General features: G+C 58.7%; 23 protein-coding genes and 2 pseudogenes. 18 read left to right on the top strand and 7 right to left on the bottom strand.

The window, feature by feature from the left end; genetic code table 11:
- The first annotated feature begins 36 nt into the window (after positions 1-36).
- Complete coding sequence (locus tag DJ564_RS07475; protein ID WP_109628309.1) at positions 37-2232, top strand: hypothetical protein; 2196 nt, start codon at positions 37-39, stop codon at positions 2230-2232.
- Positions 2233-2535: 303 nt separating this feature from the next.
- Here the strand turns inward: DJ564_RS07475 and DJ564_RS07470 are convergent, their stop codons facing one another.
- Entirely contained in the window at positions 2536-2841 is a 306-nt protein-coding gene (locus DJ564_RS07470; protein ID WP_109628308.1) for a DUF2288 domain-containing protein, read from the bottom strand.
- Between the two features lie 350 nt (positions 2842-3191).
- Here DJ564_RS07470 and DJ564_RS07465 point away from each other — a divergent pair, with 350 nt between their 5' ends.
- From DJ564_RS07465 to DJ564_RS07425, 9 genes are all read left to right on the top strand, one after another.
- The gene (locus DJ564_RS07465) at positions 3192-4319 is read left to right on the top strand and encodes a branched-chain amino acid ABC transporter substrate-binding protein (protein WP_109628307.1); all 1128 of its coding nucleotides are present in this window, start codon (positions 3192-3194) and stop codon (positions 4317-4319) included.
- A 232-nt stretch (positions 4320-4551) separates the two neighbouring features.
- Positions 4552-5475, top strand: a complete 924-nt coding sequence (gene livH / locus DJ564_RS07460) for a high-affinity branched-chain amino acid ABC transporter permease LivH (protein WP_010462578.1) — start codon at positions 4552-4554, stop codon at positions 5473-5475.
- Positions 5472-6728: a high-affinity branched-chain amino acid ABC transporter permease LivM gene (locus DJ564_RS07455; protein ID WP_109628306.1), complete on the top strand. Its 1257-nt coding sequence runs from the start codon at positions 5472-5474 to the stop codon at positions 6726-6728. Before livH ends, DJ564_RS07455 begins: the two co-directional genes overlap by 4 nt.
- Positions 6725-7492: a high-affinity branched-chain amino acid ABC transporter ATP-binding protein LivG gene (gene livG / locus DJ564_RS07450; RefSeq protein ID WP_109628305.1), complete on the top strand. Its 768-nt coding sequence runs from the start codon at positions 6725-6727 to the stop codon at positions 7490-7492. Before DJ564_RS07455 ends, livG begins: the two co-directional genes overlap by 4 nt.
- Entirely contained in the window at positions 7493-8194 is a 702-nt protein-coding gene (locus DJ564_RS07445; protein WP_109628304.1) for an ABC transporter ATP-binding protein, read from the top strand. It abuts the gene before it with no gap.
- Between the two features lie 295 nt (positions 8195-8489).
- The gene (locus DJ564_RS07440; protein WP_109628303.1) at positions 8490-8798 is read left to right on the top strand and encodes a DUF2282 domain-containing protein; all 309 of its coding nucleotides are present in this window, start codon (positions 8490-8492) and stop codon (positions 8796-8798) included.
- A gap of 26 nt (positions 8799-8824) precedes the next feature.
- The gene (locus DJ564_RS07435) at positions 8825-9679 is read left to right on the top strand and encodes a DUF692 domain-containing protein (protein ID WP_109628302.1); all 855 of its coding nucleotides are present in this window, start codon (positions 8825-8827) and stop codon (positions 9677-9679) included.
- Complete coding sequence (locus DJ564_RS07430; protein WP_109628301.1) at positions 9676-10437, top strand: DUF2063 domain-containing protein; 762 nt, start codon at positions 9676-9678, stop codon at positions 10435-10437. Before DJ564_RS07435 ends, DJ564_RS07430 begins: the two co-directional genes overlap by 4 nt.
- A complete protein-coding gene (locus DJ564_RS07425; protein WP_109628300.1) occupies positions 10434-10928 on the top strand; it encodes a DoxX family protein in 495 nt (164 codons plus the stop codon). The genes DJ564_RS07430 and DJ564_RS07425 overlap by 4 nt, the downstream gene beginning before the upstream one ends.
- Before the next feature lie 130 nt (positions 10929-11058).
- Here DJ564_RS07425 and DJ564_RS07420 read toward each other — a convergent pair whose 3' ends face one another.
- Positions 11059-11973, bottom strand: coding sequence for a LysR family transcriptional regulator (locus DJ564_RS07420; protein ID WP_109628299.1), 915 nt, complete (start codon positions 11971-11973; stop codon positions 11059-11061).
- A 105-nt stretch (positions 11974-12078) separates the two neighbouring features.
- On the opposite strand from DJ564_RS07420, the gene DJ564_RS07415 reads away from it, so the two are divergent.
- The 3 genes from DJ564_RS07415 to DJ564_RS07405 all read left to right on the top strand — a co-directional run bounded on the left by DJ564_RS07415 (position 12079) and on the right by DJ564_RS07405 (position 15099).
- Positions 12079-12678, top strand: coding sequence for a short chain dehydrogenase (locus tag DJ564_RS07415; RefSeq protein ID WP_109628298.1), 600 nt, complete (start codon positions 12079-12081; stop codon positions 12676-12678).
- Positions 12679-12737: 59 nt separating this feature from the next.
- Positions 12738-13391, top strand: a complete 654-nt coding sequence (locus tag DJ564_RS07410; protein ID WP_109628297.1) for a COG3650 family protein — start codon at positions 12738-12740, stop codon at positions 13389-13391.
- 94 nt (positions 13392-13485) lie between these two features.
- Positions 13486-15099 carry an NAD(P)/FAD-dependent oxidoreductase gene (locus tag DJ564_RS07405; RefSeq protein ID WP_109628296.1) on the top strand — a complete coding sequence of 538 codons (1614 nt, stop codon included), beginning with the start codon at positions 13486-13488 and terminating at the stop codon, positions 15097-15099.
- A gap of 134 nt (positions 15100-15233) precedes the next feature.
- On the opposite strand, the gene DJ564_RS07395 is transcribed toward DJ564_RS07405, so the two are convergent.
- Positions 15234-16331 carry a PLP-dependent cysteine synthase family protein gene (locus DJ564_RS07395; RefSeq protein ID WP_178082341.1) on the bottom strand — a complete coding sequence of 366 codons (1098 nt, stop codon included), beginning with the start codon at positions 16329-16331 and terminating at the stop codon, positions 15234-15236.
- A 247-nt stretch (positions 16332-16578) separates the two neighbouring features.
- On the opposite strand from DJ564_RS07395, the gene nhaA reads away from it, so the two are divergent.
- The 4 genes and pseudogenes from nhaA to DJ564_RS07375 all read left to right on the top strand — a co-directional run bounded on the left by nhaA (position 16579) and on the right by DJ564_RS07375 (position 19765).
- Positions 16579-17766, top strand: coding sequence for a Na+/H+ antiporter NhaA (gene nhaA, locus DJ564_RS07390; protein WP_109628294.1), 1188 nt, complete (start codon positions 16579-16581; stop codon positions 17764-17766).
- 120 nt (positions 17767-17886) lie between these two features.
- Positions 17887-19110: pseudogene (locus DJ564_RS07385) on the top strand (colicin E3/pyocin S6 family cytotoxin).
- A gap of 7 nt (positions 19111-19117) precedes the next feature.
- Entirely contained in the window at positions 19118-19372 is a 255-nt protein-coding gene (locus tag DJ564_RS07380) for a colicin E3-like toxin immunity protein (RefSeq protein WP_109628293.1), read from the top strand.
- Between the two features lie 142 nt (positions 19373-19514).
- Positions 19515-19765: pseudogene (locus DJ564_RS07375) on the top strand (pyocin S6 family toxin immunity protein).
- Positions 19766-19834: 69 nt separating this feature from the next.
- Here DJ564_RS07375 and DJ564_RS07370 read toward each other — a convergent pair.
- Positions 19835-20299 (bottom strand): glycine zipper 2TM domain-containing protein, encoded by a 465-nt coding sequence (locus DJ564_RS07370; protein WP_008056824.1) that lies wholly within the window; start codon positions 20297-20299, stop codon positions 19835-19837.
- A gap of 165 nt (positions 20300-20464) precedes the next feature.
- Here DJ564_RS07370 and DJ564_RS07365 point away from each other — a divergent pair, with 165 nt between their 5' ends.
- Complete coding sequence (locus DJ564_RS07365) at positions 20465-20701, top strand: hypothetical protein (protein WP_109628292.1); 237 nt, start codon at positions 20465-20467, stop codon at positions 20699-20701.
- 5 nt (positions 20702-20706) lie between these two features.
- Here the strand turns inward: DJ564_RS07365 and pdxH are convergent, their stop codons facing one another.
- From pdxH to DJ564_RS07350, 3 genes are all read right to left on the bottom strand, one after another.
- Complete coding sequence (gene pdxH, locus DJ564_RS07360) at positions 20707-21354, bottom strand: pyridoxamine 5'-phosphate oxidase (RefSeq protein WP_109628291.1); 648 nt, start codon at positions 21352-21354, stop codon at positions 20707-20709.
- A gap of 24 nt (positions 21355-21378) precedes the next feature.
- A complete protein-coding gene (locus DJ564_RS07355; protein ID WP_109628290.1) occupies positions 21379-22515 on the bottom strand; it encodes an OmpA family protein in 1137 nt (378 codons plus the stop codon).
- Between the two features lie 113 nt (positions 22516-22628).
- A complete protein-coding gene (locus tag DJ564_RS07350; RefSeq protein WP_109628289.1) occupies positions 22629-23774 on the bottom strand; it encodes a serine hydrolase domain-containing protein in 1146 nt (381 codons plus the stop codon).
- Positions 23775-23817: the final 43 nt, after the last annotated feature.

The following is a 23817-nucleotide window of genomic DNA, read 5'->3' as shown; positions in this document are numbered from 1 at the left end:
GTCGCCGAGCCAACCAGCCCAGGTACATGGCGCCCAATGACTTCTAAAAATAATCCGGCCACTGCGGTTTCCGATCTGACACTGAGCCCTGCGGCAAACAGCCCCTCATCGTCGAAGCCATTGATCCCGTCACGTCCGCTGGCCAGTCAGCAATACCTGTATTTCACCGAAACCAACACCGACCGCATCCTCGACAACCTCGATGGCCTGCGCGACATGGTATTTCCGCGCCCACCGCACCTGGAAGGCGACAACGAACAGCACAACGAACAGGAATTCCCTTCGGTGTGCCTGATCGGGCTGGGACGTTGCGGATCGAACATTGCGCTGGACGTCGCGGAGCTGGTGTACAACGCCCGCAAGTTTTACCTCAACGAATTCAACAACGAAGACCGTCTGTCGCCGGACAAACGCTACGCCGAAAAGGGTTACAGCCCGGCGCAGTGGATCCGCAACAACCTGCGCCTGGGAACGAACAAGGCCACCAAACCGGTGTTCCTGGTCGAGCCGCTGGTGATGCTCGGCGACCTGGACAAAGACATCGCCGGTCGCATCCGCTTCTCGCGCAAAGGCGAAAAAAGCGGTTTCCTGCGCGACTACAGCAAAATGAAGATCATGGACTTGTCGGAAGTCCACGCCGGTGGCGCCGGTAACGCGCCGATCCTCGGCCAATACCTGGCCAAGATCATCCTGAACAAGGACACCCAGCGTTTCTCCAGCCCGGACTGGAAGATGATTCACTCGTACCTGATCGACAGCTGCGGGATCAAGGCCAACCAGTCGCGCCTGTACTTCTCGATCTTCAGTGCCGGCGGCGGTACCGGTTCGGGCATGGCCTCGGAATTCGGCCTGGCCCAGCAGCACTCGTACATGAACAAGACGTTCGACACCAAGCCGATGGATGAACACGACGGCAAGAGTGGTCACTCCTTTGTCTTCGAGCCGATCTTCACCAGCGGCATCTGCGTGCTGCCGAACATTTCCGATCACCGCAGCGAAATGTCCGAGGCGCTGCACATCAACGCCGGTCGCCTGCTGTGCAAATACCTGTCGGAAGAGTGGGACTTTTCCTACAACTTCGCCAACGAAGACAGCAGCGAAGCCAGCGTCATGGGCCGTATCCGCCCATGGAACGCCATGATGCTGATCTCCAACGACATCATGCGTTATGCCGAAGAAAGCGATGACGGCAACATCCAGAACATCGACGTCAACGCGATGGAAAAGCACGCCAACCAGTACATCTCGCAGCAAATCTTCAACATTCTGACGGCGCAGGCGGTCACGACTGACTACGACCAGAACTATTTCCGTCGCGCTGGCATCGATATCGGCGAAACCATTCGCCTCGACGCCAACGACCTGTTCATGAGCCTGGCCGGCCCGGTGGCGATTGCCTACGCCGAATCCGTGGTACCGGAAACGCCGCCGCCGAGCAGCGACAAGTTCAAGGTGTTCGAAAAAGAACCGCAGCGCCTGAACATTGATGACCTGTTCTTCCGCTCCATCGACCTGCCGCACTTCAACAAGGTCACCCAGGCCATCGAAGGCATCAGCCTGTTGCCGATCGAATCCAAGCGATATCGGGCGTCGCTGGAGCAATACAAGAACTCCGGTTATGACGCAGCCGCGTTGCACGACCTGCACTTCTTCAAGAACTGCTCGTCGGTGGTATCGATTGTCTCGCTGCCCAAAGACTACAAGCTGTCCTACATGGACCTGAACCGGTTGAAGACTCACCTCAACAGCCTGTTCCCGAACACTACGCTCAAGCGTTATGCCCTGGTAATCGGCGCCTCGGCCAACTTGTCGCTGACCACGTTGATCGCCAAGAGCCCGTGCCTGTCGGACGACTTCCTGACGCTGATCGTCGCGTTCATCAAGCGCTGTTTCGCGAAGAACCCGTACCGCTTCGACGACACGCTGGATAACTCGATCCTGGACTTCATCATCAATGAAGACTTCGACGAAGACCTGATCGACGACTTGCTCAACGAGTTCGAAAACCCGGCGAAGATCCTCGACACCAACTGGTACGCGATCAAACCGATGTACGAGAAGAAGTACCGCGAGCTGATCAACGACAAAGACAAGTTTGTCTCGATCAACGACATTCGCCTGTCGCGCGATTGCGTGAAGAAGGCGATCAAGTACCTGCGCGAGATCTACCGTCACCGGATTGGCAAGACCAAGGTTATTTCGCTGAATAACCATACCGGCAAGACGTTCTGATCTGCGTCGACTACATCGCGGGCAAGCCCGCTCCCACAGGTTCAGTGGCGTTCATGGATTTTGTGCACGACACGGACACTGTGGGAGCGGGCTTGCCCGCGATGGCGGCGTCCAATTCACTATAAATACCAACATCCAGAAACAATTAAGCAGCCCGAAGGCTGCTCAATAAACTGTTCCCGTTACGTTTACGTCACCCTCGCCAAGACCCTTCTGTGGCCTTTCTCTACGGCAACGTGCCATCACGCTACTCACCTACACACTTTTAGTCGATCGCACGGCGCACCAATAAAGTGCAGATAGTCAGCTCGTCGCCCTTTCCTGGATCAGAATCCACGGCGAAACCACCACGGCCCACAACTCCGGGTCGCGCTCAAAAAGATCCAGCGCCCGCGTTTCAGAGAGCTTGGCGACCTTGTCAGCAGCCAGCCAGGCAGCCACTTTCTCCCCTTCATCCGTCGCCACTGCCTCTGCTGCGGCGATCAAATCCAGGCCAGGGTTGACCCACAATAGGGCACCCTTGGCGAAGAAGGGCTCCAACTCTTTCCAGGTAATAGATGCGGTTTCACCAAGCAGCTTGGCATAGAGGGTGCTAGGTTCTTCATTCATGGGCGCTGTCCGGAAAAGAAATCGACGCGAATGATAACGTCGGTGGTCTGGCAGAAAAACCCGGATGCAATTGAGTCATCGAATGAAAAGAGCAGGAAAGCCAGGGAATGCTGCTGAATCAAGCAATTAGCCAGCTAACATCCCGCCGCGATTCTGTCTTTTTCTTTCAATAAAGCGACACCCTCAGGGTTTGCCCCCCGGCGCCAGCTTCCCAGGCTAACAATTGGCGCTCTACACTGTACCGGTACAGTTGCCGGGGGCATTTTCCGGAGGATATCGAAGATATCTGACCCGGTTCTGCTGCTACGGCGCCAGGACTATAAAAACTACAACAGTAAGAGTGGAGCACTATGACTAAGGCTACTAAGCAGATTTCCAAACTGTTTGCCGCTATGGTTCTGGCCGGGGTTGCCAGCCATTCGTTCGCAGCTGACACCATCAAGATCGGCATCGCCGGCCCTAAAACCGGTCCTGTAGCCCAATACGGCGACATGCAGTTCAGTGGCGCCAAAATGGCCATCGAACAGATCAACGCCAAAGGCGGTGTAGACGGCAAGAAACTCGAAGCCGTTGAATACGATGACGCCTGTGATCCAAAACAAGCGGTAGCTGTCGCGAACAAAGTCGTCAACGACGGCGTCAAGTTTGTGGTCGGTCACCTGTGCTCCAGCTCCACTCAACCGGCTTCGGACATTTACGAAGACGAAGGCGTGATCATGATCACCCCGGCTGCCACCAGCCCGGACATCACCGCCCGTGGTTACAAAATGGTGTTCCGCACCATCGGTCTGGACAGCGCCCAAGGCCCTGCCGCCGGTAACTACATCGCCGATCACGTAAAACCGAAAATCGTTGCTGTCCTGCACGACAAACAGCAATACGGTGAAGGCATCGCCACCGCCGTTAAACAAACCCTCGAGAAAAAAGGCACCAAGGTTGCCGTGTTCGAAGGCATCAACGCCGGCGACAAGGACTTCTCGTCGATCATCCAGAAACTCAAGCAAGCCAACGTCGACTTCGTTTACTACGGTGGCTACCACCCTGAGCTGGGCCTGATCCTGCGCCAGGCGGATGAAAAAGGCCTGAAAGCCAAGTTCATGGGTCCGGAAGGCGTGGGTAACGACTCGATCTCGCAGATCGCTCAGAAAGCTTCGGAAGGTCTGCTGGTGACGCTGCCGAAATCCTTCGACCAAGATCCAGCCAACATCGCCCTGGCTGATGCGTTCAAAGCGAAGAAAGAAGACCCGAGCGGTCCGTTCGTGTTCCCGGCCTACTCGGCTGTGGAAGTGATTGCCGAAGGCATCAAGGCCGCCAAGTCCGAAGACACTGCCAAAGTGGCTGAAGCCATCCACAAAGGCACCTTCAAGACGCCAACCGGCGACCTGAGCTTCGACGACAAAGGCGACCTGAAGGACTTCAAATTTGTGGTTTACGAGTGGCACTTCGGCAAACCTAAAACTGAAGCCAAGCCTCAGTAAGGCGTTGCCTGACTGACTGCCAATAAAGCCCACGGCGTGCCGTGGGCTTTGTTTTACGAACGTATTGGGCCGCGCTGGCGTGATCCGCCAGTCTCCCCACCTGAAAATCTCAAAACCGTCATCAGCGGTTCGCTGGCAAACCTCGAACTCGAAGTGGATGCAGATCCACGGGGCTCGAGCGGGAAAATGACTCCACCAGTGAAATGCGTATCAGGTTTTTAGGAGCGCTGTAATGCCTGACATCTATCACTTCCTCCAACAGCTGGTTAATGGCCTGACCATTGGCAGTACGTATGCTCTGATCGCCATCGGCTATACGATGGTTTACGGCATCATTGGAATGATCAACTTCGCCCACGGCGAGGTGTACATGATCGGCTCCTACGTGGCGTTCATCGCCATCGCCGGGTTGGCCATGCTGGGACTCGACAGCGTTCCGCTGTTGATTACCGCTGCTTTCATCGCGACCATCGTCGTGACCAGTGCCTACGGTTACAGCATCGAACGCGTCGCCTACCGCCCTTTGCGCGGCAGCAACCGTCTGATCCCGCTGATTTCCGCCATCGGCATGTCGATCTTCCTGCAGAACACGGTTCTGCTGGCGCAAGACTCCAAGGACAAATCCATAGCCAACCTGATCCCCGGCAGCTTCACCTTCGGGCCAGGTGGCGCACATGAAGTGCTGATTTCCTACATGCAAATCGTGGTATTCGTGGTGACCTTCGTCGCCATGCTCGGCTTGACAATGTTCATCTCCCGCTCTCGTCTCGGACGTGCCTGCCGCGCCTGTGCCGAAGACATCAAGATGGCCAACTTGCTGGGCATCAATACCAACAACATCATCGCCCTGACCTTCGTCATCGGTGCCGCATTGGCGGCCATCGCGGCCGTCTTGTTGAGCATGCAATACGGTGTGATCAACCCGAACGCCGGGTTCCTCGTTGGACTCAAGGCGTTCACCGCAGCGGTACTGGGCGGTATCGGCAGCATCCCGGGAGCCATGCTCGGCGGGCTGGTATTAGGGGTGGCGGAAGCCTTTGGTGCCGATATCTTCGGCGACCAGTACAAGGACGTCGTGGCTTTCGGCTTGTTGGTTCTGGTTCTGTTGTTCCGGCCGACCGGCATCCTTGGCCGTCCGGAGGTTGAAAAAGTATGACTAGGAATCTTAAACAGGCACTGTTCAGTGCTTTGCTGGTGTGGGCCGTGGCCTACCCGGTACTGGGTCTGAAACTGACCATCGTCGGCATCCACCTCGAAGTGCACGGCACCAGCAGCGCCACACTGATCACTATCGCGGTGTGCTCGGTGCTGATGTTCCTGCGGGTGCTGTTCGATCAACAGATTAGCTCGGCCTGGCGCTCGTCGCCAAACATGCCGCTGATTCCGGCCAAGGCCAGTAACTTCCTGACCCTGCCGACCACCCAGCGCTGGATCATCATTGCGTTGATCGTCGGTGCTCTGGTCTGGCCGTTCTTCGGCTCTCGCGGTGCGGTGGATATCGCCACGCTGGTGCTGATCTACGTGATGCTCGGCCTCGGCCTGAACATCGTGGTCGGCCTGGCCGGCCTGCTCGACCTGGGTTACGTCGGCTTCTATGCCGTCGGGGCGTACAGCTATGCATTGCTGTCGCACTATCTGGGTCTGGGCTTCTGGATCTGTCTGCCGATCGCCGGCCTGATGGCGGCCACTTTCGGTTTCCTGCTCGGCTTCCCGGTACTGCGTCTGCGCGGCGACTACCTGGCGATCGTGACCCTGGGCTTCGGTGAAATCATCCGTCTGTTCCTGCGTAACCTCACCGATATCACTGGTGGCCCGAACGGCATCAGCAACATCGAGAAGCCGACGTTCTTCGGGCTCACCTTCGAGCGCAAAGCGGCAGAAGGCATGCAGACGTTCCACGAGTACTTCGGCCTGGCCTATAACTCGATCAACAAGGTGATTTTCCTGTACCTGGTTGCACTGTTGCTGGCCCTGGCTGCGCTGTTCGTGATCAACCGTTTGCTGCGCATGCCGATCGGCCGTGCGTGGGAAGCGTTGCGTGAAGACGAGATCGCCTGCCGTGCGCTGGGTCTGAATCCTACGGTCATCAAGCTTTCCGCCTTCACCCTGGGCGCCGCCTTCGCAGGTTTCGCCGGCAGTTTCTTCGCTGCCCGTCAGGGACTGGTGACGCCGGAGTCGTTCACCTTCATCGAGTCGGCGATCATTCTCGCCATCGTCGTATTGGGTGGCATGGGCTCGCAGTTGGGAGTGATCCTGGCCGCCGTGGTGATGATCCTGTTGCCGGAAATGATGCGTGAGTTCAGTGAGTACCGCATGTTGATGTTCGGCGCCTTGATGGTGCTGATGATGATCTGGCGTCCTCAAGGCCTGCTGCCCATGCAACGTCCTCACATGGAGCTGCGCAAATGAGCCGCGAGATCCTTAAAGTCGAAAATCTGAGCATGCGCTTCGGCGGCTTGCTGGCGGTCAACGGCGTGGCCCTGACCGTGAAGGAAAAACAGGTGGTTGCATTGATCGGCCCTAACGGCGCCGGCAAGACCACGGTGTTCAACTGCCTGACCGGTTTCTACAAACCGAGCGGCGGCAGCATCCTGCTGGACGGTGAGCCGATCGAAGGCCTGCCGGGCCACAAGATCGCCCTCAAAGGCGTGGTGCGCACCTTCCAGAACGTGCGGTTGTTCAAGGACATGACCGCGGTCGAGAACCTCTTGATCGCGCAGCACCGTCACCTGAACACCAACTTCCTGTCCGGCCTGTTCAAGACCCCGGGGTTCCGCAAAAGCGAACGCGAGGCCATGGAGTTCGCCGAGTTCTGGCTGGACAAGGTCAACCTCACGCAATTCGCCAACCGTCCGGCCGGCACTCTGGCCTACGGTCAGCAACGTCGTCTGGAAATCGCCCGCTGCATGATGACCCGTCCGCGGATCCTCATGCTCGACGAACCGGCCGCCGGCCTGAACCCGAAGGAAACCGAGGACCTCAAGGCGCTGATCAGCATGCTGCGTGAAGAGCACAACGTCACCGTGCTGCTGATCGAACATGACATGAAACTGGTCATGAGCATTTCCGACCACATCGTCGTGATCAACCAGGGCACGCCTCTGGCCGACGGTACGCCGGAACAGATTCGCGACAATCCTGAAGTGATCAAAGCCTACCTGGGGGAAGCGTAAATGCTGCAATTCGAAAACGTTTCCACCTTCTACGGCAAGATCCAGGCGCTGCACAGCGTCAACGTCGAAGTCCGTCAGGGCGAGATCGTGACCCTGATCGGCGCCAACGGTGCCGGCAAGTCGACCTTGCTGATGACCCTCTGCGGTTCGCCGCAAGCCCACAGCGGCAGCATACGTTACATGGGCGAAGAGCTCGTCGGCCAGGATTCGTCGCAGATCATGCGTAAAAGCATTGCGGTCGTGCCGGAAGGTCGTCGGGTGTTTGCCCGTCTGACCGTGGAAGAGAACCTGTCCATGGGCGGGTTCTTCACCAACAAGGGCGATTATCAGGAACAGATGGACAAGGTTCTCGAACTTTTCCCACGCCTGAAAGAACGCTTTGCCCAACGTGGCGGCACCATGTCCGGCGGCGAGCAGCAAATGCTCGCCATCGGCCGTGCGCTGATGAGCAAACCCAAACTGCTGCTGCTCGACGAGCCATCGTTGGGCCTGGCACCGATCATCATCCAGCAGATCTTCGACATCATCGAACAGCTGCGCAAGGATGGCGTGACCGTGTTCCTGGTAGAGCAGAACGCCAACCAGGCGCTGAAAATCGCCGACCGCGCCTACGTTCTGGAGAACGGCCGGGTGGTGATGACCGGCACCGGGGAAGCCCTGCTGACTGATCCGAAAGTGCGCGAAGCGTATCTGGGTGGTTGAGTCTTTGCGGTAAACAAAAAACGGCCTTCGGGCCGTTTTTTTTGCCGGACACAAACTCGCTAACGATGAAAATCCCCTGTGGGAGCGAGCCTGCTCGCGATGCGATATCACATTCACCAAAGATGTTGGATGACCCACCGCTATCGCGAGCAAGCTCGCTCCCACAGGGATTGTGGTGTTTTGAGGTTTTTTAAAAAAGTTTGCATTGGGCTGTAACGCATCACGATGACCTTTCTCTAGAGGGGTAAGCCAGCACAAACGCGGCTTACCAAAACTCAAACAACGGAGAAACATCATGACTGCTACCACCCGCACCCTGTCCGCTACCGCCCTCGTTCTGGCCCTTGGTTCTGCGCTGAGCATGGCCGCTGTCTCCACCGTCCAGGCCGCCGACAACAGCAACATGGAAAAATGCTTCGGCGTGGCCATGAAAGGTCATAACGATTGCGCTGCTGGCGCGGGCACCACCTGCGCAGGCACCGCGAAAACCGACTACCAGCCAAACGCCTGGAAACTGGTTCCTAAAGGCACCTGCGCCACCACCGAAAGCAAGACCTCGCCGACCGGTTTCGGTCAAATGGAAGCCTTCAAAGCCAAAGCCTGATCCGCCTCCCAGCCTGAGTGTCGACCATGAACCAATCAACGTTCGGGCTCCCGCCCCGCGCCGGACTGGGGCTCAAGACCGGGCACTTGCGCGAAGTGCTCGGTTCGCAACCGGACATCGGGTTCTTCGAAGTCCACGCCGAAAACTACATGGTGGCCGGCGGCCCGTTTCATCACTACCTGGGGTTGATCCGCGAGCAGTATCCGCTATCGCTGCATGGCGTCGGGCTGTCCATCGGTGCCGAAGGTCCGCTGGACATTCAACACCTGCAACGCCTTGCCGAGCTGATCGAGCGCTATCAACCCCACTCCTTTTCCGAACACCTGGCCTGGTCCAGCCATGGCCCGGTGTTCCTCAATGATCTGCTGCCGCTGGCGTACGACAACGCCACGCTGAACCGCGTCTGCGAACACATCGATCAGATACAGAACATGCTCAAGCGCCCAATGCTGCTGGAGAACCCGGCGACGTACCTGGCGTTCAAGCATTCGACGATCGATGAGGCCGACTTCATCAGCGAAGTCATTCGCCGAACCGGTTGCGGGTTGTTGCTGGACGTGAACAACGTCTATGTGTCGAGCATCAATCATCAACGCGATCCTGTGGCCTACATCGACGCCCTGCCTCTTCACGCCGTCGGTGAGATTCATCTGGCCGGATTTGCCGAAGACACCGACAGCCTCGGTGACCGCCTGCTGATCGACGATCACGGCGCGCCCATCGACAACGCCGTTTGGGCGCTGTACGTGCAAGTGCTGGAGCGTGTCGGCCCGATGGCGACGCTGATCGAACGCGACAATCAGCTGCCGGCCTTCAGCGTGTTGCACGCCGAAGCACGTCAGGCTGACGAGTTGTTGCAGTGCGCCGAGGTTCGGCCATGAGCAATCACGCCGAGTTCGCGGCCGCCCTGCTCGATCCGGAGCAGCCCTGCCCCGACGGATTATTCAGCCCAAATGGCGCCGATCCCTCCAGCCGTTTCGCGGTGTATCGCAACAATGTGCAGGGCTCGCTGATCAACGCGCTCGCGGACAGTTACCCCGTGGTTGTGCAATTGGTCGCAGAGGCGTTCTTCCGGGCCATGGCCGGGATCTATGTGCAAAACACCCCGCCCCGCAGCCCTTTGATGAATGGCTACGGTCATGATTTCGCAGCCTTCATCGAAGGCTTTGCGCCCGCCGACAGCGTGCCTTATCTGGCCGATGTCGCTCGGTTGGAGCGCCTGCGAGTCATGGCCTATCACGCCGCCGATGCGCAGCCATTGGGTCACGAACAGATCGCGGCAGCGCTCGCCGATCCGCAAGCCCTGAGCGAGCTCACTGTCGAACTTCACCCCTCTATCAACCTGTTGAATTCAGCTTTCGCGGTGGTCGCGATCTGGGCTGCGCATCAACAGGAAGCGACGCTGGCGGGGATTGATCTGCACCAGGGACAACACGCGCTGGTGCTGCGCAATGGCCTGGACGTTGAAGTATTCGCCATCGATGAGGGTGCCAGTGCGTTCATCCAGAACCTGCAAAACGGCCGGTCACTGATGCAGGCGCTGGAAGCCGCCCCCGCCTTTGACCTCAGCCAAACCCTGGCGCTGCTGATCAGCCGCAACGCCATCACTTACTTGCATGACAACAAGGTATCGCCATGAACATCCGTACTGAATCGCAGAACCCCATCACTCGCGCCATCGCACTGCTGGAGATGATTCCCCACAGCCTGATCGCTTTTATCGCGCGCTTCTCCATCGCGGCAGTGTTCTGGAAGTCCGGGCAAACCAAGGTCGAAGGCTTGGCCATCGACCTGTTCGACGGCTCCTTCCAGCTTGGCGTGCCACATCTGGCGGACTCGACCATTCCGTTGTTCCAGAGCGAGTACCACGTGCCGCTGCTGTCCCCGGAACTGGCAGCGCACCTGGCCGCCTTCGCCGAACATTTCTTCCCGTTGCTGATCCTGATCGGCTTCGCCACTCGGTTTTCCGCACTGGCATTGCTGGGCATGACCCTGACCATTCAGCTGTTCGTGTACCCCGATGCCTACCCAACCCACGGCACCTGGGCGGCGGTGTTGTTGTACCTGATGGCGACCGGGCCGGGGAAATTGTCGATCGATCACCTGATCGCCAGGCGTTACGCTCGCTAGAACGCGAGAACGATGAAGTCCCCTGTGGGAGCGAGCCTGCTCGCGATAGCGGCGTGTCATTCACCATCAATGTTGACTGATAGACTGCTATCGCGAGCAGGCTCGCTCCCACAGGGATTAGGGTGGGTTGCTATTGCTGAAGACGCGCCAACGCCTCGCCGCTGCGCTTGAACCAGTCGATGAGATAGTCCGCCAGCACTTGCGTGCGTTTCGGCAGGCCGCCCTGATACGGATGCACCAGGTACATCGGCATGCTCCGCGTTTGATAATCGCGCAGGAGCCAGCGCAAGCGTCCGTCAGCCAATTCCGCTTGCAGCAGGTAAGAAGGCAACCGCGCAATGCCGGCACCGGCCAGCGCTGCTTTTTTCAGCAGGCTGTAGTGATTGCTGGCAAACGGTCCCGAGACCCGCACCCGTAGCAATTCGTGCTGCTGGTGATAAAGCCATTCTTCGCGGCCGCTGTAATGGCTGTTGAGCAGGCAGCGATGTTCAGCCAACGCATGAGGCGTCTGCGGCTCGCCGTACTGTTCGAGATAGGCCGGGCTGGCGCAGGTCATTTCGTGCCAGGCCAGCAGCGGTCGGGCAACCAGGCGTTCGTCATTACTGACATCCGCGCGAACCGCCAGATCAAAACCGTCGCGGGACAGATCACGGTAGCTGTTGCTCAGGTCCAGCTCGATCTGCACTTCGGGGTACTTGCCGGAAAACTCCAGCAACAAGCCATCGAAGAAAGTTTCCCCCAGCGAAACCGGCACCGTCATACGCACCGGCCCGGCCATATCGTCCTTCAACCGAGCCAATGCCTGACGCGCCTTCTCGACTTGTACGACCAGCGCTTGGGCTTGTGGCAACAGTGCCGCGCCGGCCGCCGTCAAACTCAAACGGCGGGTGGTGCGTTGCAGCAATACGACGCAGAATCGTGTTTCCAACAAGCTGATGCGCTTGGACAGTTGCCCCTTGCTGCAGCCCAATTGTTGCGCCGCCAGCGTGAAACTGCCCGCTTCGATCAACACCGCAAACGCCGCCAGATCATCCATCTCGCTCATGGATTGTTTCCATTTGAAAACCAAAGGTTGCCTATTAGCGCGCTTATCAACGGAAAAAACCACTCTAGACTGCAACCTCGTTCAACCACTTCGAGGAACAGCACGATGAAAATTCTTTTGATAGGCGCAGGCGGCACCATCGGTTCAGCGGTCGACAAGGAGCTGTCCCAGCGTCATGAAATCATCCGCATCGGCCGTAACAGCGGCGATTTCAATGTGGATATCAGCGACAGCGCCTCGATCCGCAAGCTGTTCGAGCAAACCGGCAAGTTCGATGCCCTGGTCTGCGCCGCCGGCAATGTCACCTTTGCGCCACTGGATGAAATGAGCGAAGAAAGCTTTGCGCTGGGTCTCAAAGACAAGCTGATGGGCCAGGTCAACCTACTGTTGATCGGCCGTGAATTCGCCAATGACGGCGCCTCGTTCACCTTCACCACCGGCGTGCTCAGCCACGATCCGATTCGCAGCGGCGCCTCGGCGGCATTGGTCAACGGCGCGCTGGACAGCTTCGTGCGTGCAGCGGCCATCGAACTGCCTCGCGGCTTGCGGGTGAACTCGATCAGCCCGACCGTTCTGCTCGAAGCCATGGGCAGTTACGCGCCGTACTTCCGGGGCTACAAGCCGGTTCCCGCAGCGGATGTGGCATTGGCCTACGCCAAAAGTGTGGAAGGCCTGCAAACAGGCCAGACCTTTCACGTGGGCTAAACCCTTGTGATGAACGGTCAGGCTGCGTAACGTGGCGGCACTTGTCTGGAGAGCCAAAGATGCGTGTTGCCCGTTCCTTAGTCCTTGTTGCCCTGCTTCCGTTGTTCGCAGCCTGCAGTTTGCTGGAGGGCTCGCGTGAAAATGCCTCCCACGTGGGCCAGACCCGCATGCAGGGCCTGCTGACGGCGGCGGACGGCAAGCTGCTGTTCCAGCCGTGCAATGAACAACGCAGCTATGTGGTCAATGACAGCGGCGGCACCAGCGTCCTGCAAGAGGCCGCGACCCTCGCCGATGCCCAGGGCAAGCTGTTCGCCGATGTGCGTGGGCGAATCGTCGACAGCCGCCTTGATCTTGAGCAGCTGTACCGCGTCGAACGCTCGGGCACCGCCTGCGACGATCCCAATTTCAAACTGCTGATCCTGCGCGCCGCCGGCCACTCGCCCGAGTGGAACGTCAAGGTCAGCGGCAAAGGCATGGTCATCGACCGCGCCGGTCAGCCGCCCCTGGCCGTGCCGTACGTTGAAGAACAGCTGGGCGACGGCCGCTTCAATCTCAGCACCGAAGCCAATAACCAGCACATCGAACTGTGGGTTGCGCCGCAACGTTGCGTCGACAGCAGCACCGGCAGCGTCCAGCACATGAGCGCCGAACTGCGCATCGATGGCCAGGTGCAACGCGGTTGCGGGTATTTCGGCGGCTCGCGTAACGACTGATCGTTTTTGCCTCACGGGACCGGCGTTTGGGGCTTATAATCGCCGCCTTCAAACGCCTTGGCGCAGTTGTGCGCCCCGCGAACCGGATCCTGTCATGTTACGAATCACCGAACTCAAGTTGCCGATCGACCATCCCGATGAAGACCTGCGCCCTGCCATCGTGCAGCGCCTGGGCATCGCCAGCGATGACCTGCTCGATTTCACCTTGTTCAAGCGCAGCTACGATGCGCGCAAAAAGTCCTCTGAACTGTGCTTCATCTACACCATCGACCTCACCGCCAAGGATGAGGCCGCATTGCTGCACAAGTTCGCCGATGACCGTAACGTCAACGTAGCGCCGGATGTCAGCTACAAAGTGGTCGGCCAGGCCCCGGCTGATCTTGAGCAACGTCCTGTCGTCGTGGGTTTCGGTCCGTGCGGGATTTTCGCCGGGCTGCTGCTGGCGCAAATGGGCTTCAAGCCGATCATCCTCGAACGTGGCACCGAAGTCCGCCAGCGCACCAAAGACACCTGGGGCCTGTGGCGTAAAAGCGTGCTCAACCCAGAGTCGAACGTGCAATTTGGTGAAGGCGGCGCGGGAACGTTCTCCGACGGCAAGCTCTACAGTCAGATCAAGGACCCGAAATTCATCGGTCGCAAGGTCCTGCATGAGTTCGTAAAAGCCGGCGCGCCGGAAGAAATCCTCTACGTCAGCAAACCGCACATCGGTACGTTCCGTCTGACCGGCGTTGTGGAAAACATGCGTGAGCAGATTCGCGCGCTGGGCGGCGAAGTACGCTTCCAGCAGCGGGTCACCGACGTGTTGATCGAGGACGGCCAACTGGTCGGTGTCGAGCTCAATGGCGGCGAACAGATTCATTCGAAACACGTGATTCTGGCCTTGGGCCACAGCGCCCGGGACACCTTCCGCATGCTCCACAGCCGTGGTGTGTACATGGAGGCCAAGCCGTTCTCGGTGGGTTTCCGCATCGAGCACCCGCAGTCGCTGATCGACCGCGCGCGCCTCGGCAAATACGCCGGCCACCCGAAACTCGGGGCGGCCGACTACAAACTGGTGCACCACGCCAAGAACGGTCGCTCGGTGTACAGCTTCTGCATGTGCCCGGGCGGCACCGTGGTGGCGGCGACGTCCGAGCCCGGCCGCGTGGTCACCAACGGCATGAGCCAATACTCGCGTAACGAGCGCAACGCCAACTCCGGGATCGTCGTCGGGATCACCCCGGAAGTCGACTACCCGGGCGGCCCGCTGGCGGGTATCGAGTTGCAGGAACGCCTGGAATCCCACGCTTACGTGCTGGGTGGCAGCAACTACGAAGCACCAGCGCAACTGGTTGGCGACTTTATTGCGGGCAAACCGTCCACCGAGTTGGGCAGTGTTGAACCGTCCTACAAGCCGGGCGTTGCCTTGGGTGATCTGTCGCTGGCGCTGCCGGCGTTTGCCATCGAAGCCATTCGTGAAGCCTTGCCGGCATTCGAGAAGCAGATTCGCGGTTACTCGCTGCATGACGCGGTGTTGACCGGGATCGAGACACGTACGTCGTCACCATTACGGATTACCCGTAACGAGTCGATGCAGAGCCTGAACGTGAAAGGTCTGTTCCCGGCGGGTGAAGGTGCGGGTTATGCAGGCGGGATTCTGTCGGCGGGTGTCGACGGGATTCGGATTGCCGAAGCCGTGGCTCGCGACATCCTCGGCCTTGAGGCCTGATCGACATCTCCTGACACACCAAATAACCCTGTGGGAGCGGGCTTGCTCGCGAAAGCGGATTCTCATTCAACAGAGATGTTGATTGATCTATCGTATTCGCGAGCAAGCCCGCTCCCACATTGGTTTTTGGTGTGTCAGATATTGGCGCGCAGCACGGTGGCTGGCAAAGCCTCACCGCGCTCCACACTCGCCGCCACAACATCCATCAACCCACTCAACTCATAACCCTGGGCCTTGAGCCAGTCCTGATCGTAATAGCTGGTCTCATAACGCTCGCCGCCGTCGCACAGAATCGCCACGATCGACCCCGACTCCCCCGCTGCCGCCATCTGCTGAGCTGCCATCAAGGCGCCGATCAGGTTGGTTCCGCTCGACCCGCCGACACGCCGCCCCAAATGCTGCGCCAGGTAATGCATGGCCGCCAGCGACAACGCATCCGGCACCTTGACCATCGCATCAATCACCTTGGGCAGGAACGACGCCTCGACGCGTGGCCGGCCAATGCCTTCAATCCGCGAACCGTGATCCAGTCGCAACGTGGCATCGCCCGTCTTGTAGTAATCGAAGAACACCGAACGCTCGGCATCGGCGCACAGCACGCGGGTGCAATGCTGGCGATAACGCACGTATCGGCCGAGGGTCGCGGTGGTGCCGCCGGTGCCGGGGCTGGAAATCAGCCAGCTCGGTTCCGGGTGCTGTTCGAAACGCATTTGCTGGAAGATCGACTCGGCGATGTTGTTGTTCGCCCGCCAGTCGGTGGCGCGTTCGGCGTAGGTGAACTGGTCAATGAAATGCCCGTCGTGTTCGCGAGCCAGACGCTCGGACTCGGCATAGATTTGCGTCGGATCGTCGACCAGATGACTCTTGCCGCCATAAAAAGCGATCTGCGCGATCTTCTCTTTGGACGTGGTCGCCGGCATTACCGCAATGAACGGCAATCCCAGCAACCTTGCGAAGTAGGCCTCGGAAATCGCCGTCGAACCACTGGACGCTTCAATCACCGGCGCACCGGGTTTGAGCCAGCCGTTACACAAGGCATAGAGGAACAACGAGCGCGCCAGCCGGTGCTTGAGGCTGCCGGTGGGATGGCTGGACTCATCCTTGAAATACAGCTCGATGCCCGGAAAACCCGGAAGCGGCAAGGGGATCAGGTGGGTATCGGCGCTGCGCTGGAAGTCGGCCTCAATGATCCGTATGGCTTCGCGGGCCCACTGTCGGTTGTCGCTCATGATGGTTTTCTCGTTGAATCGGACAAGAGTCGGCCTTGTCGCAGGGCTCAGCCAATAAGCTTAGGAAGAATCCCACGTGAAGCACAGATACAGCTGAGGCCCAATACGTCTGGCAACTGCTAGGCTCAGGTCCGTGTCTGCCCTTCGCGTTGTAACGGCATATAACAAAAAAGAATATAAATTTTATTTTAACAACTAACGGTACCGGTTAGGGTGTGCCACCTTTTTGATTATTCGATGGAGAGCGACCTTGCCTCTGCGTAGCACTTTCACGCGTTTCTTTCAGTTGGAAGCTGCCAGCGGTCTGTTATTGATCACCGCTGCAGCCCTGGCCCTGATCATCAACAACTCCCCGTTGTCGTGGCTGTACAGCAGTTTTCTGGACACGCCGGTGGTGGCGCAGGTCGGTGCGCTGCAAATCGCCAAACCGGCGCTGCTATGGATCAACGACGGCCTGATGGCCCTGTTCTTCCTCCTGATCGGCCTGGAAGTGAAGCGCGAAGTCCTCGATGGGCAACTGACGAAACCTTCGCAAATCGTCCTGCCCGGCGCCGCAGCGATTGGCGGCATGGTGGTTCCCGCGCTGCTCTACTGGTTTTTGAATCGTGACAACCCGGCCGCCCTGAGTGGCTGGGCGATCCCGATGGCCACCGACATCGCCTTCGCCCTCGGCGTCCTCGCCCTGCTCGGCAAGCGTGTGCCGGTGTCGCTGAAACTGTTCCTGATGACCCTCGCGATCATCGATGACCTCGGCGCCATCATCGTCATTGCGATCTTCTATTCCGGCACGCTGTCGACACTTTCCCTGGCATTGGCCGCAACCTGCATCGTCGCGCTGATCGCGATGAACCGGCTTGGCGTGGTCAAGCTCGGGCCGTACATGATCATTGGCTTGATCCTCTGGGTCTGTGTGCTCAAGAGCGGCGTCCACGCGACACTGGCCGGTGTGACCCTGGCGTTCTGCATTCCATTGCGCACGAAAAACGCCGAGCCGTCACCGCTGCTGACCCTCGAACACGCCCTGCACCCGTGGGTGGCCTACGGCATCCTGCCGCTGTTCGCCTTCGCCAACGCCGGCTTGTCCCTGAGCGGCGTGACCATGGAAAGCTTCACCCACCATGTGCCGATGGGCATTGCCGTGGGCCTGCTGCTGGGCAAAACACTTGGTGTGTTCGGCCTGACCTGGCTGGCCGTGAAAATCGGCATCGCCGCCCTGCCCCAAGGTGCCAACTGGGGCCAGGTGCTGGGTGTGGCGATCCTCTGCGGGATCGGTTTCACCATGAGTTTGTTTGTCGGCTCCCTGGCCTTTGAACCGGGTGTCAGTGAGTACGCCGGGATGGACCGGATGGGCATTTTGACCGGTTCGATTCTGGCGGCATTGATCGGTTATGCGGTGACGGCGGCAGCGAGCCGCAAGCGCACCGCGCTGCAATCCTGAGTGATAGAGAACACTCTTAACGACATTCAGGATTCGTCCTACAGCCACGTTTGACCTCGTTCGTTAACGTCGCACAGCCCCTTGTTTGGGGCTGTCGATGTACGAACGCAAGGAAGATCAGTGGCTGGAAACAAGGAAGTCCCCAGGGTTAAAAACCCACCGTCCGGTGACGGACATCACGTCACTCACCGCTTCATGACGGCCACCGAACTGGCCGCGCAGGACGCTCGACAAAACGCTTACGATGCCATGCTCGCCAGGCAAGACGCCTTCGAGCGCAGCCGTGAGGTCGTCGCCAAAAAGGACGAATCAGTTCGTGCCGGGTGCGTCTTCGCCAAGTCCTGCAAGCTGCCGGACGCCATCATCGACTACTCGAATCCGTCGGGCATGGTGCCCACCGACAGCCTCAAGGATTACGGGGAAGTCGCCTGGCTTGGCGCTCGAAAAGCAGACGATGCCGGGCTGCTGAATCTCGAAACCATCAGCGGCAGTACCGCCTCGCTTGGCATTGGCCGACTTGCGCTGAGTTCCCCGGCGCTCGCTGCTCCGGTCGCAGCAATCGGCGCGGGTGGTGCCGCCGCATTGGCCACAGTGGTCGCGCTGTTCTGGACGCCAAGCCTGGGCGACAGTGCGCTCTATACCGAAGAACAGTTGCGCGCCTTGAAGCAGGCCAGAACCCGCGTTCGCCTCCGGGTTGAGCAACAGGCTGATGGCAGTCTCAAGGGATACGGCTTCTACACCGGTAAAAATCGTGGCTGGGAAATGGTTGATGTTGTGCAATTCACGTTGCGCGACAGTCAGCAGGTGGCGGACCTGGGGAATGGGGTTGAGCTGATCTGGACACCGGCTGTGGATGGCTCGGACATCCTTGGCATTCCAGCGCTGGAGGCTGCTCCGCAAGCACCGCATATTTGGGTGTATCCGCCGACGAAAGCGGCTGACGGGATTATTGTGAATCCGGTTTATCCGCCTGAGTACAAGGATTTCATTCTTGTGTTTCCGGTGGGGTCGGGGGTGAAGCCGGTTTACATTGTGGTTAGTGTTTCAGGACGAAAACTTCCTAACCCCGATCACGACTATCACTCCGCACCCGAAACAGAAGAAATCACCGGATTTTCAGGCTTGCGCGATGCGAAGAAGAAGACGCCATGACAAGGAGGCGGAGGCCTTCGAGAACGTTGGATTGATGCCAAAGGCCGAACCATCTATGAATGGGACTCTTTGCATGGAGAGCTAGAAGCCTATCGTGCAAGCGATGGAAGTCATCTTGGCTCATTCGATCACAAAACGGGTGAGCAAATAGATCCACCTAAGAAAAACCGAAGCATTAAAAAGTACTTGTGAGGACTACATGGGACTGAAAGTCAGATTGGACTGGTATGACAAGGAAACGGAAATAGCGGACGGAAAGGAATACTCCGCGGACCTTGGCGATGACGGCTCAATAATCGCAGCGTTGGGTTTGATGGCAGAAAGCGAGATATACGACGGAGGATTCGATGTCTTGGTGGCTTGGATTCCTGAGATTCAACCTCTATTCAACCATCAAATTGATATTTCCGTTTTCGACTACCAGATTGCGTTTCGATATCGGAAAGAATGGTGAGAGAAGCCAGTCGTTTTTTTACCAAAAAACAACTAGTCATCAAAAAAAAGCCATGAAACATCCAATTATGGGAGTTAACCGGCGAACGAACTAAAAAGGCAAAGCCTGGGAGAAGAACCTCAAAAAACTGAAGAGAAAAATTATGCGCTATCTATCCATTACCAGTTTTTACCCTGATGAAAAACAAGATGATTCATTACAGTTCCAACTGACCATCAAAGACTATGAGATGAACCAGGCATTGGCTCAATTGACCGAGCCAAAAAACTGGAAGACATAGAGCCTGGAGAATTGGAGCTGACAGGTGCTCAACTCCTACAGGTTGCAAAATTGCTAAAAGTCGACTTCCCAGAAGGGCTGGAATATTTCATAGGCGCCCGCGCCGCGCCGTGATAATCCTCAAACAAACAAAAACCCCAACCAGTCACCTGATCGGGGTTTTCTTTTACCGCTCGTTCCCGCTTAGTGCGAAACGCGGCTAGTCCCATCAACAGTAGCAATCCGCACCCGCTCGCCCACACGGAACACTTCATTCTCCTGAACCTGCTGAACATAGGCGCGCATGCTGCCGTCGTCTTCGCGGACGGTGATTTCAACGCCTTGGGTGCGGGTCAGGCCTTCTTCGGTGGCCGAACCGAGCAGGCCGCCAGCGACGGCGCCGATGACAGCAGCGACGATGCTGCCTTTACCACCACCGATAGCGCTACCGCCGACGCCGCCGACCACTGCGCCCGCTGCGCCGCCGATAGGGGTCTTGGTGCCTTCGATTTTCACCGGGCGCAACGCTTCGATGGTGCCCATGCGAATCGTCTGCACACGACGCGCTTCGTCACGGGAGTAGGAGTCACCGGTCAGGCTGGATTGGCAGCCGGTGAGCAACATCGCCATCGTGGAAAAGGAAGCAACCAGCAGAACAGACTTACGCATAGCATCAACTCCAAAGGACAGGTATTCATTAAACTCCGCAGCTTGACGCCTGTCACGGCATCGCCGGGATAAAAATGGTTTCATTCAGGCCCGGTACAGGCGCCTCGGACTCACCACACAGTAGCGGCAAACTGAAAAATCTGCGCCACTGACCCAAGGATTTTCATGGATTACTTCATCATTGTCGTCACCACTGTCGCCGGTTTGTACTTCCACTGGTGGCTGTACGTGCGGATCAAACGCTGGATGGACCGCGATCTGGCGTTGGCACTGGCGGGTAAAGACGAGCAGAAAAAAGCGTTCATGCTCGAGCAACTGGCCCGCGCCCAGGCGCAGAAGATCAAGCGCCGGGACCTGCCCCAGTGGCTTGAAGCCGCTGCGGCAGGCTATCCCCATCGGTAGACTGCTTAAGGTGCCAGACGTTCAAGAATCCAGTTGGCGCCTTGCAAACGGTAGTTGAGGCGATCGTGCAGGCGGCTCGGACGGCCTTGCCAGAACTCGATGCGCTCGGGTAGCAAGCGGTAACCGCCCCAATGTTCCGGGCAGTGCGGTTGAGTGTCGCTGAAACGTTGCTCGGTGTTCTTGAGCAGCGCTTCCAGTTCAGCACGATCGGCGATCACGCGGCTCTGGGGCGAAGCCCAGGCACCGAGACGACTGCCCAGCGGGCGGACCTGGAAATAGGCGTCTGACTCTTCAGCCGTGACCTTCACCACCCGCCCTTCAATGCGCACCTGACGCTCCAGGGTCGGCCAGAAAAACGTCATGGCGGCGAACGGGTTCGCCGCCAGATGCTGGCCTTTGGCGCTGTCGTAGTTGGTGAAGAAGGTGAAGCCCTCCTCGTCCAGGCCCTTGAGCAGCAGAATGCGGCAATGCGGTCGACCGTCCTGATCGACCGTGGCCAGGGTCATGGCATTGGCCTCCACCGGCGGTTGCTCGGTTTTCACCGCGTCGGCGAACCATTGATGGAACAGCCCGAACGGCTCGGCCGGGGCTTGCGCCTCGGTCAGGCCATCACGGGTGTAGTCGCGACGCATATCAGCCAGGCCCTGGGTCATGGCGCATTCCTTTTGGTTAACGAATTACTTTTTCACAGCATCGGCAGCAACGACTTTCTTGTCAGCGGCGGCGGCTTTTGCTGGGGCAGTCTTTTTCGCCGGGGTTGCGGTTTTAGCCGGTGTTTTCTTCGCTGGAGCCTTGGCGGCTTTCTTGGCCGGGGCTTTTTTCGCAGCAGGTACAGCCGCTTTTTTCGCCGCAGGTGCTGGAGTGACAGGCTTGACCACTGGTTTGACGTCCTGGGCAGCGACCAGACGAACAGGCGCCGGCGCCGGCATGTTGTACTTGCTCAGCAGCGCAACCATGGTGTTTTGCGGGGTCACCAGCAACTCCACACGACGGTTCAAGGCTCGACCTTCATTGCTGTCGTTGGCTGCACGAGGGGCTTCACCGCCCATGCCGCGCAGCATCAGACGATCACGTTGCAAACCGCTGAGGCGGAAGATCGCGGCGACGGATTGTGCACGCTCCTGGCTCAGTTTGACGTTGGCCGGTGCGGCGCCCGAGGTGTCGCTGTGACCCAGTACCAATACGGCGGTCTTTGGATCGACTTCCAGGATTTTCGCGACGCGAGTGAACGGGCCGAGGGTCACCGGCAGCAGCATCGCTGGACGGTCCGGGTTGAACGAGCCCTCTACCGGCGCGGTCACGACCAATACGTTTTCACGGCGCTCGAGTTGCAGGTTGCTGTCCTTGATCGCTTCACGCAGGCGTGGTTCGTAATCGTCGAGCCAGGCTTGAGTGACTTTAGGATCCGGCATCGGCACGGCTTTAGCGGTCGGTTGATCTTTACCACCGAACGGCCACCACCATTTGCCACCGGCAGCGGCTTCAGCCTTGGCCACTTCAACCGGTTTGGCAGCTTCGACTGGCTTGGCTGCGGATTTTACTTCCGGTTTCTTGTCGAGCACTTCATCGGAGCCGAACGGCCAGTACCAAGGGCTGGAGCTTTCAGCCTTGGCCACTGGAGCGGCGACGGCAGGTTTCAAAGAGGTAGGAGCTGGGGCTGGAGCAGAAGTTGGGGCTGGCTCTTTCGCCGCGACTTTGTCGGAGGAGCCAAACGGCCACCAGCTGCTGCCATCCGAATCACTTTGTGGGGTCTGTGCACAACCTGTGATAGCAACACACAGGGCCAAGGCAAGGGTGGTTTTATTGAATGACATTGGATATCCACAAAATGAAGTCATAAAAAATCAGGCCGGCGTGACCCGGATAAACAGACGCTTGGAAAACATAAAAGCCTTCGGGTTCCGGCCCTGGAGCCCGAGAGTGCGTTTTACAGACAAGTGGCCAGTACCCGTGCAAGCTTTTGCGCGCGCGGATCCATCAAGACGTACGGCCCCAGGGTGTTTGTCACAAATCCGAAGGCCACATCGTGTTCCGGGTCAGCAAAACCGATGGAGCCGCCAGCGCCCGGATGGCCGAATGCCCGTGGGCCGAGGCCATAGGTCGCATTCGGAACATCCGGTTGATCGAGCATGCAACCCAGGCCAAAACGGGTCCGGGTCAATAAAGTCTTGTCGTCGCCAAGGCTGTGTTCGCGGGTCAGCTCCTCGAGCATCTCGCTTTCCAGCAGGCTGCCGTCGAGCAGGCCTGCGTAGAAACCCGCGAGGCTACGGGCGTTGCCGTGGCCATTGGCAGCCGGTTGTTGCATCCGGCGCCATTCGGGCTTGTTGGTGCTGGTCATGATCGACGGCGGGTTGGTGAACGCCCGGGTGGTCATGGCGGTCGGCTCGCGCATGGTCACTTGCAGCAAGCGCTGGGCCGCGGCATCGCCAACGTTGCCCTTGCCGCGGGCAATGTGCGCCACGCGGTGGAACTCTTCGTCGGCCAAGCCGACATGGAAATCCAGCCCCAAAGGCTTCGCGACCCGCGCCACGATCGATGCGCCTGGCCCACGACCGTCGGCACGGCGCAGCAATTCGCCCACCAGCCAGCCATAGGTGATCGCGGCGTAACCGTGGCCTTGACCCGGTGTCCACCACGGCGTTTCGGCCGCCAGGGCATCGACCATGGTGTGCCAGTCGTAAAGCGCTTCTGGCGCCAGCAACTCGCGCAGCGCCGGCAGGCCGGCCTGATGGCAGAGCAATTGACGCAAGGTGACGGATTCTTTGCCGGCGGCGGCGAATTCGGGCCAGTAGCGGCCCACCGGGGCGTCCAGTTGCAGCTTGCCTTCGGCCACCAGTTGCAGGGCAGTGACGGCGGTGAAGGTCTTGGTGCAGGAGAACAGGTTGGCGATGGTGTCGCTGTGCCAGGCTTCAAGGCCATCCTTGTCGGAAGTACCGGCCCAGAGGTCGAGTACGGTTTCGCCACCGACCCGGATGCACAACGCCGCGCCACGTTCCTGAGGATCGTCGAACAACGCCGCGAACGCTTCGCGTACGGCTTCGAACTTAAGCTCGTAATGACCCTGAATCTGCACCCGCAACTCCCCGAATTCTACAAAGTGGTCCGCATTGTTCCAG

This window comes from Pseudomonas sp. 31-12 (assembly GCF_003151075.1).
In the GTDB taxonomy this organism is placed as follows: domain Bacteria; phylum Pseudomonadota; class Gammaproteobacteria; order Pseudomonadales; family Pseudomonadaceae; genus Aquipseudomonas.
The sequence above is the reverse complement of the archived record's forward strand: the minus strand, read 5'-3'. Positions and strand labels throughout refer to the sequence as shown.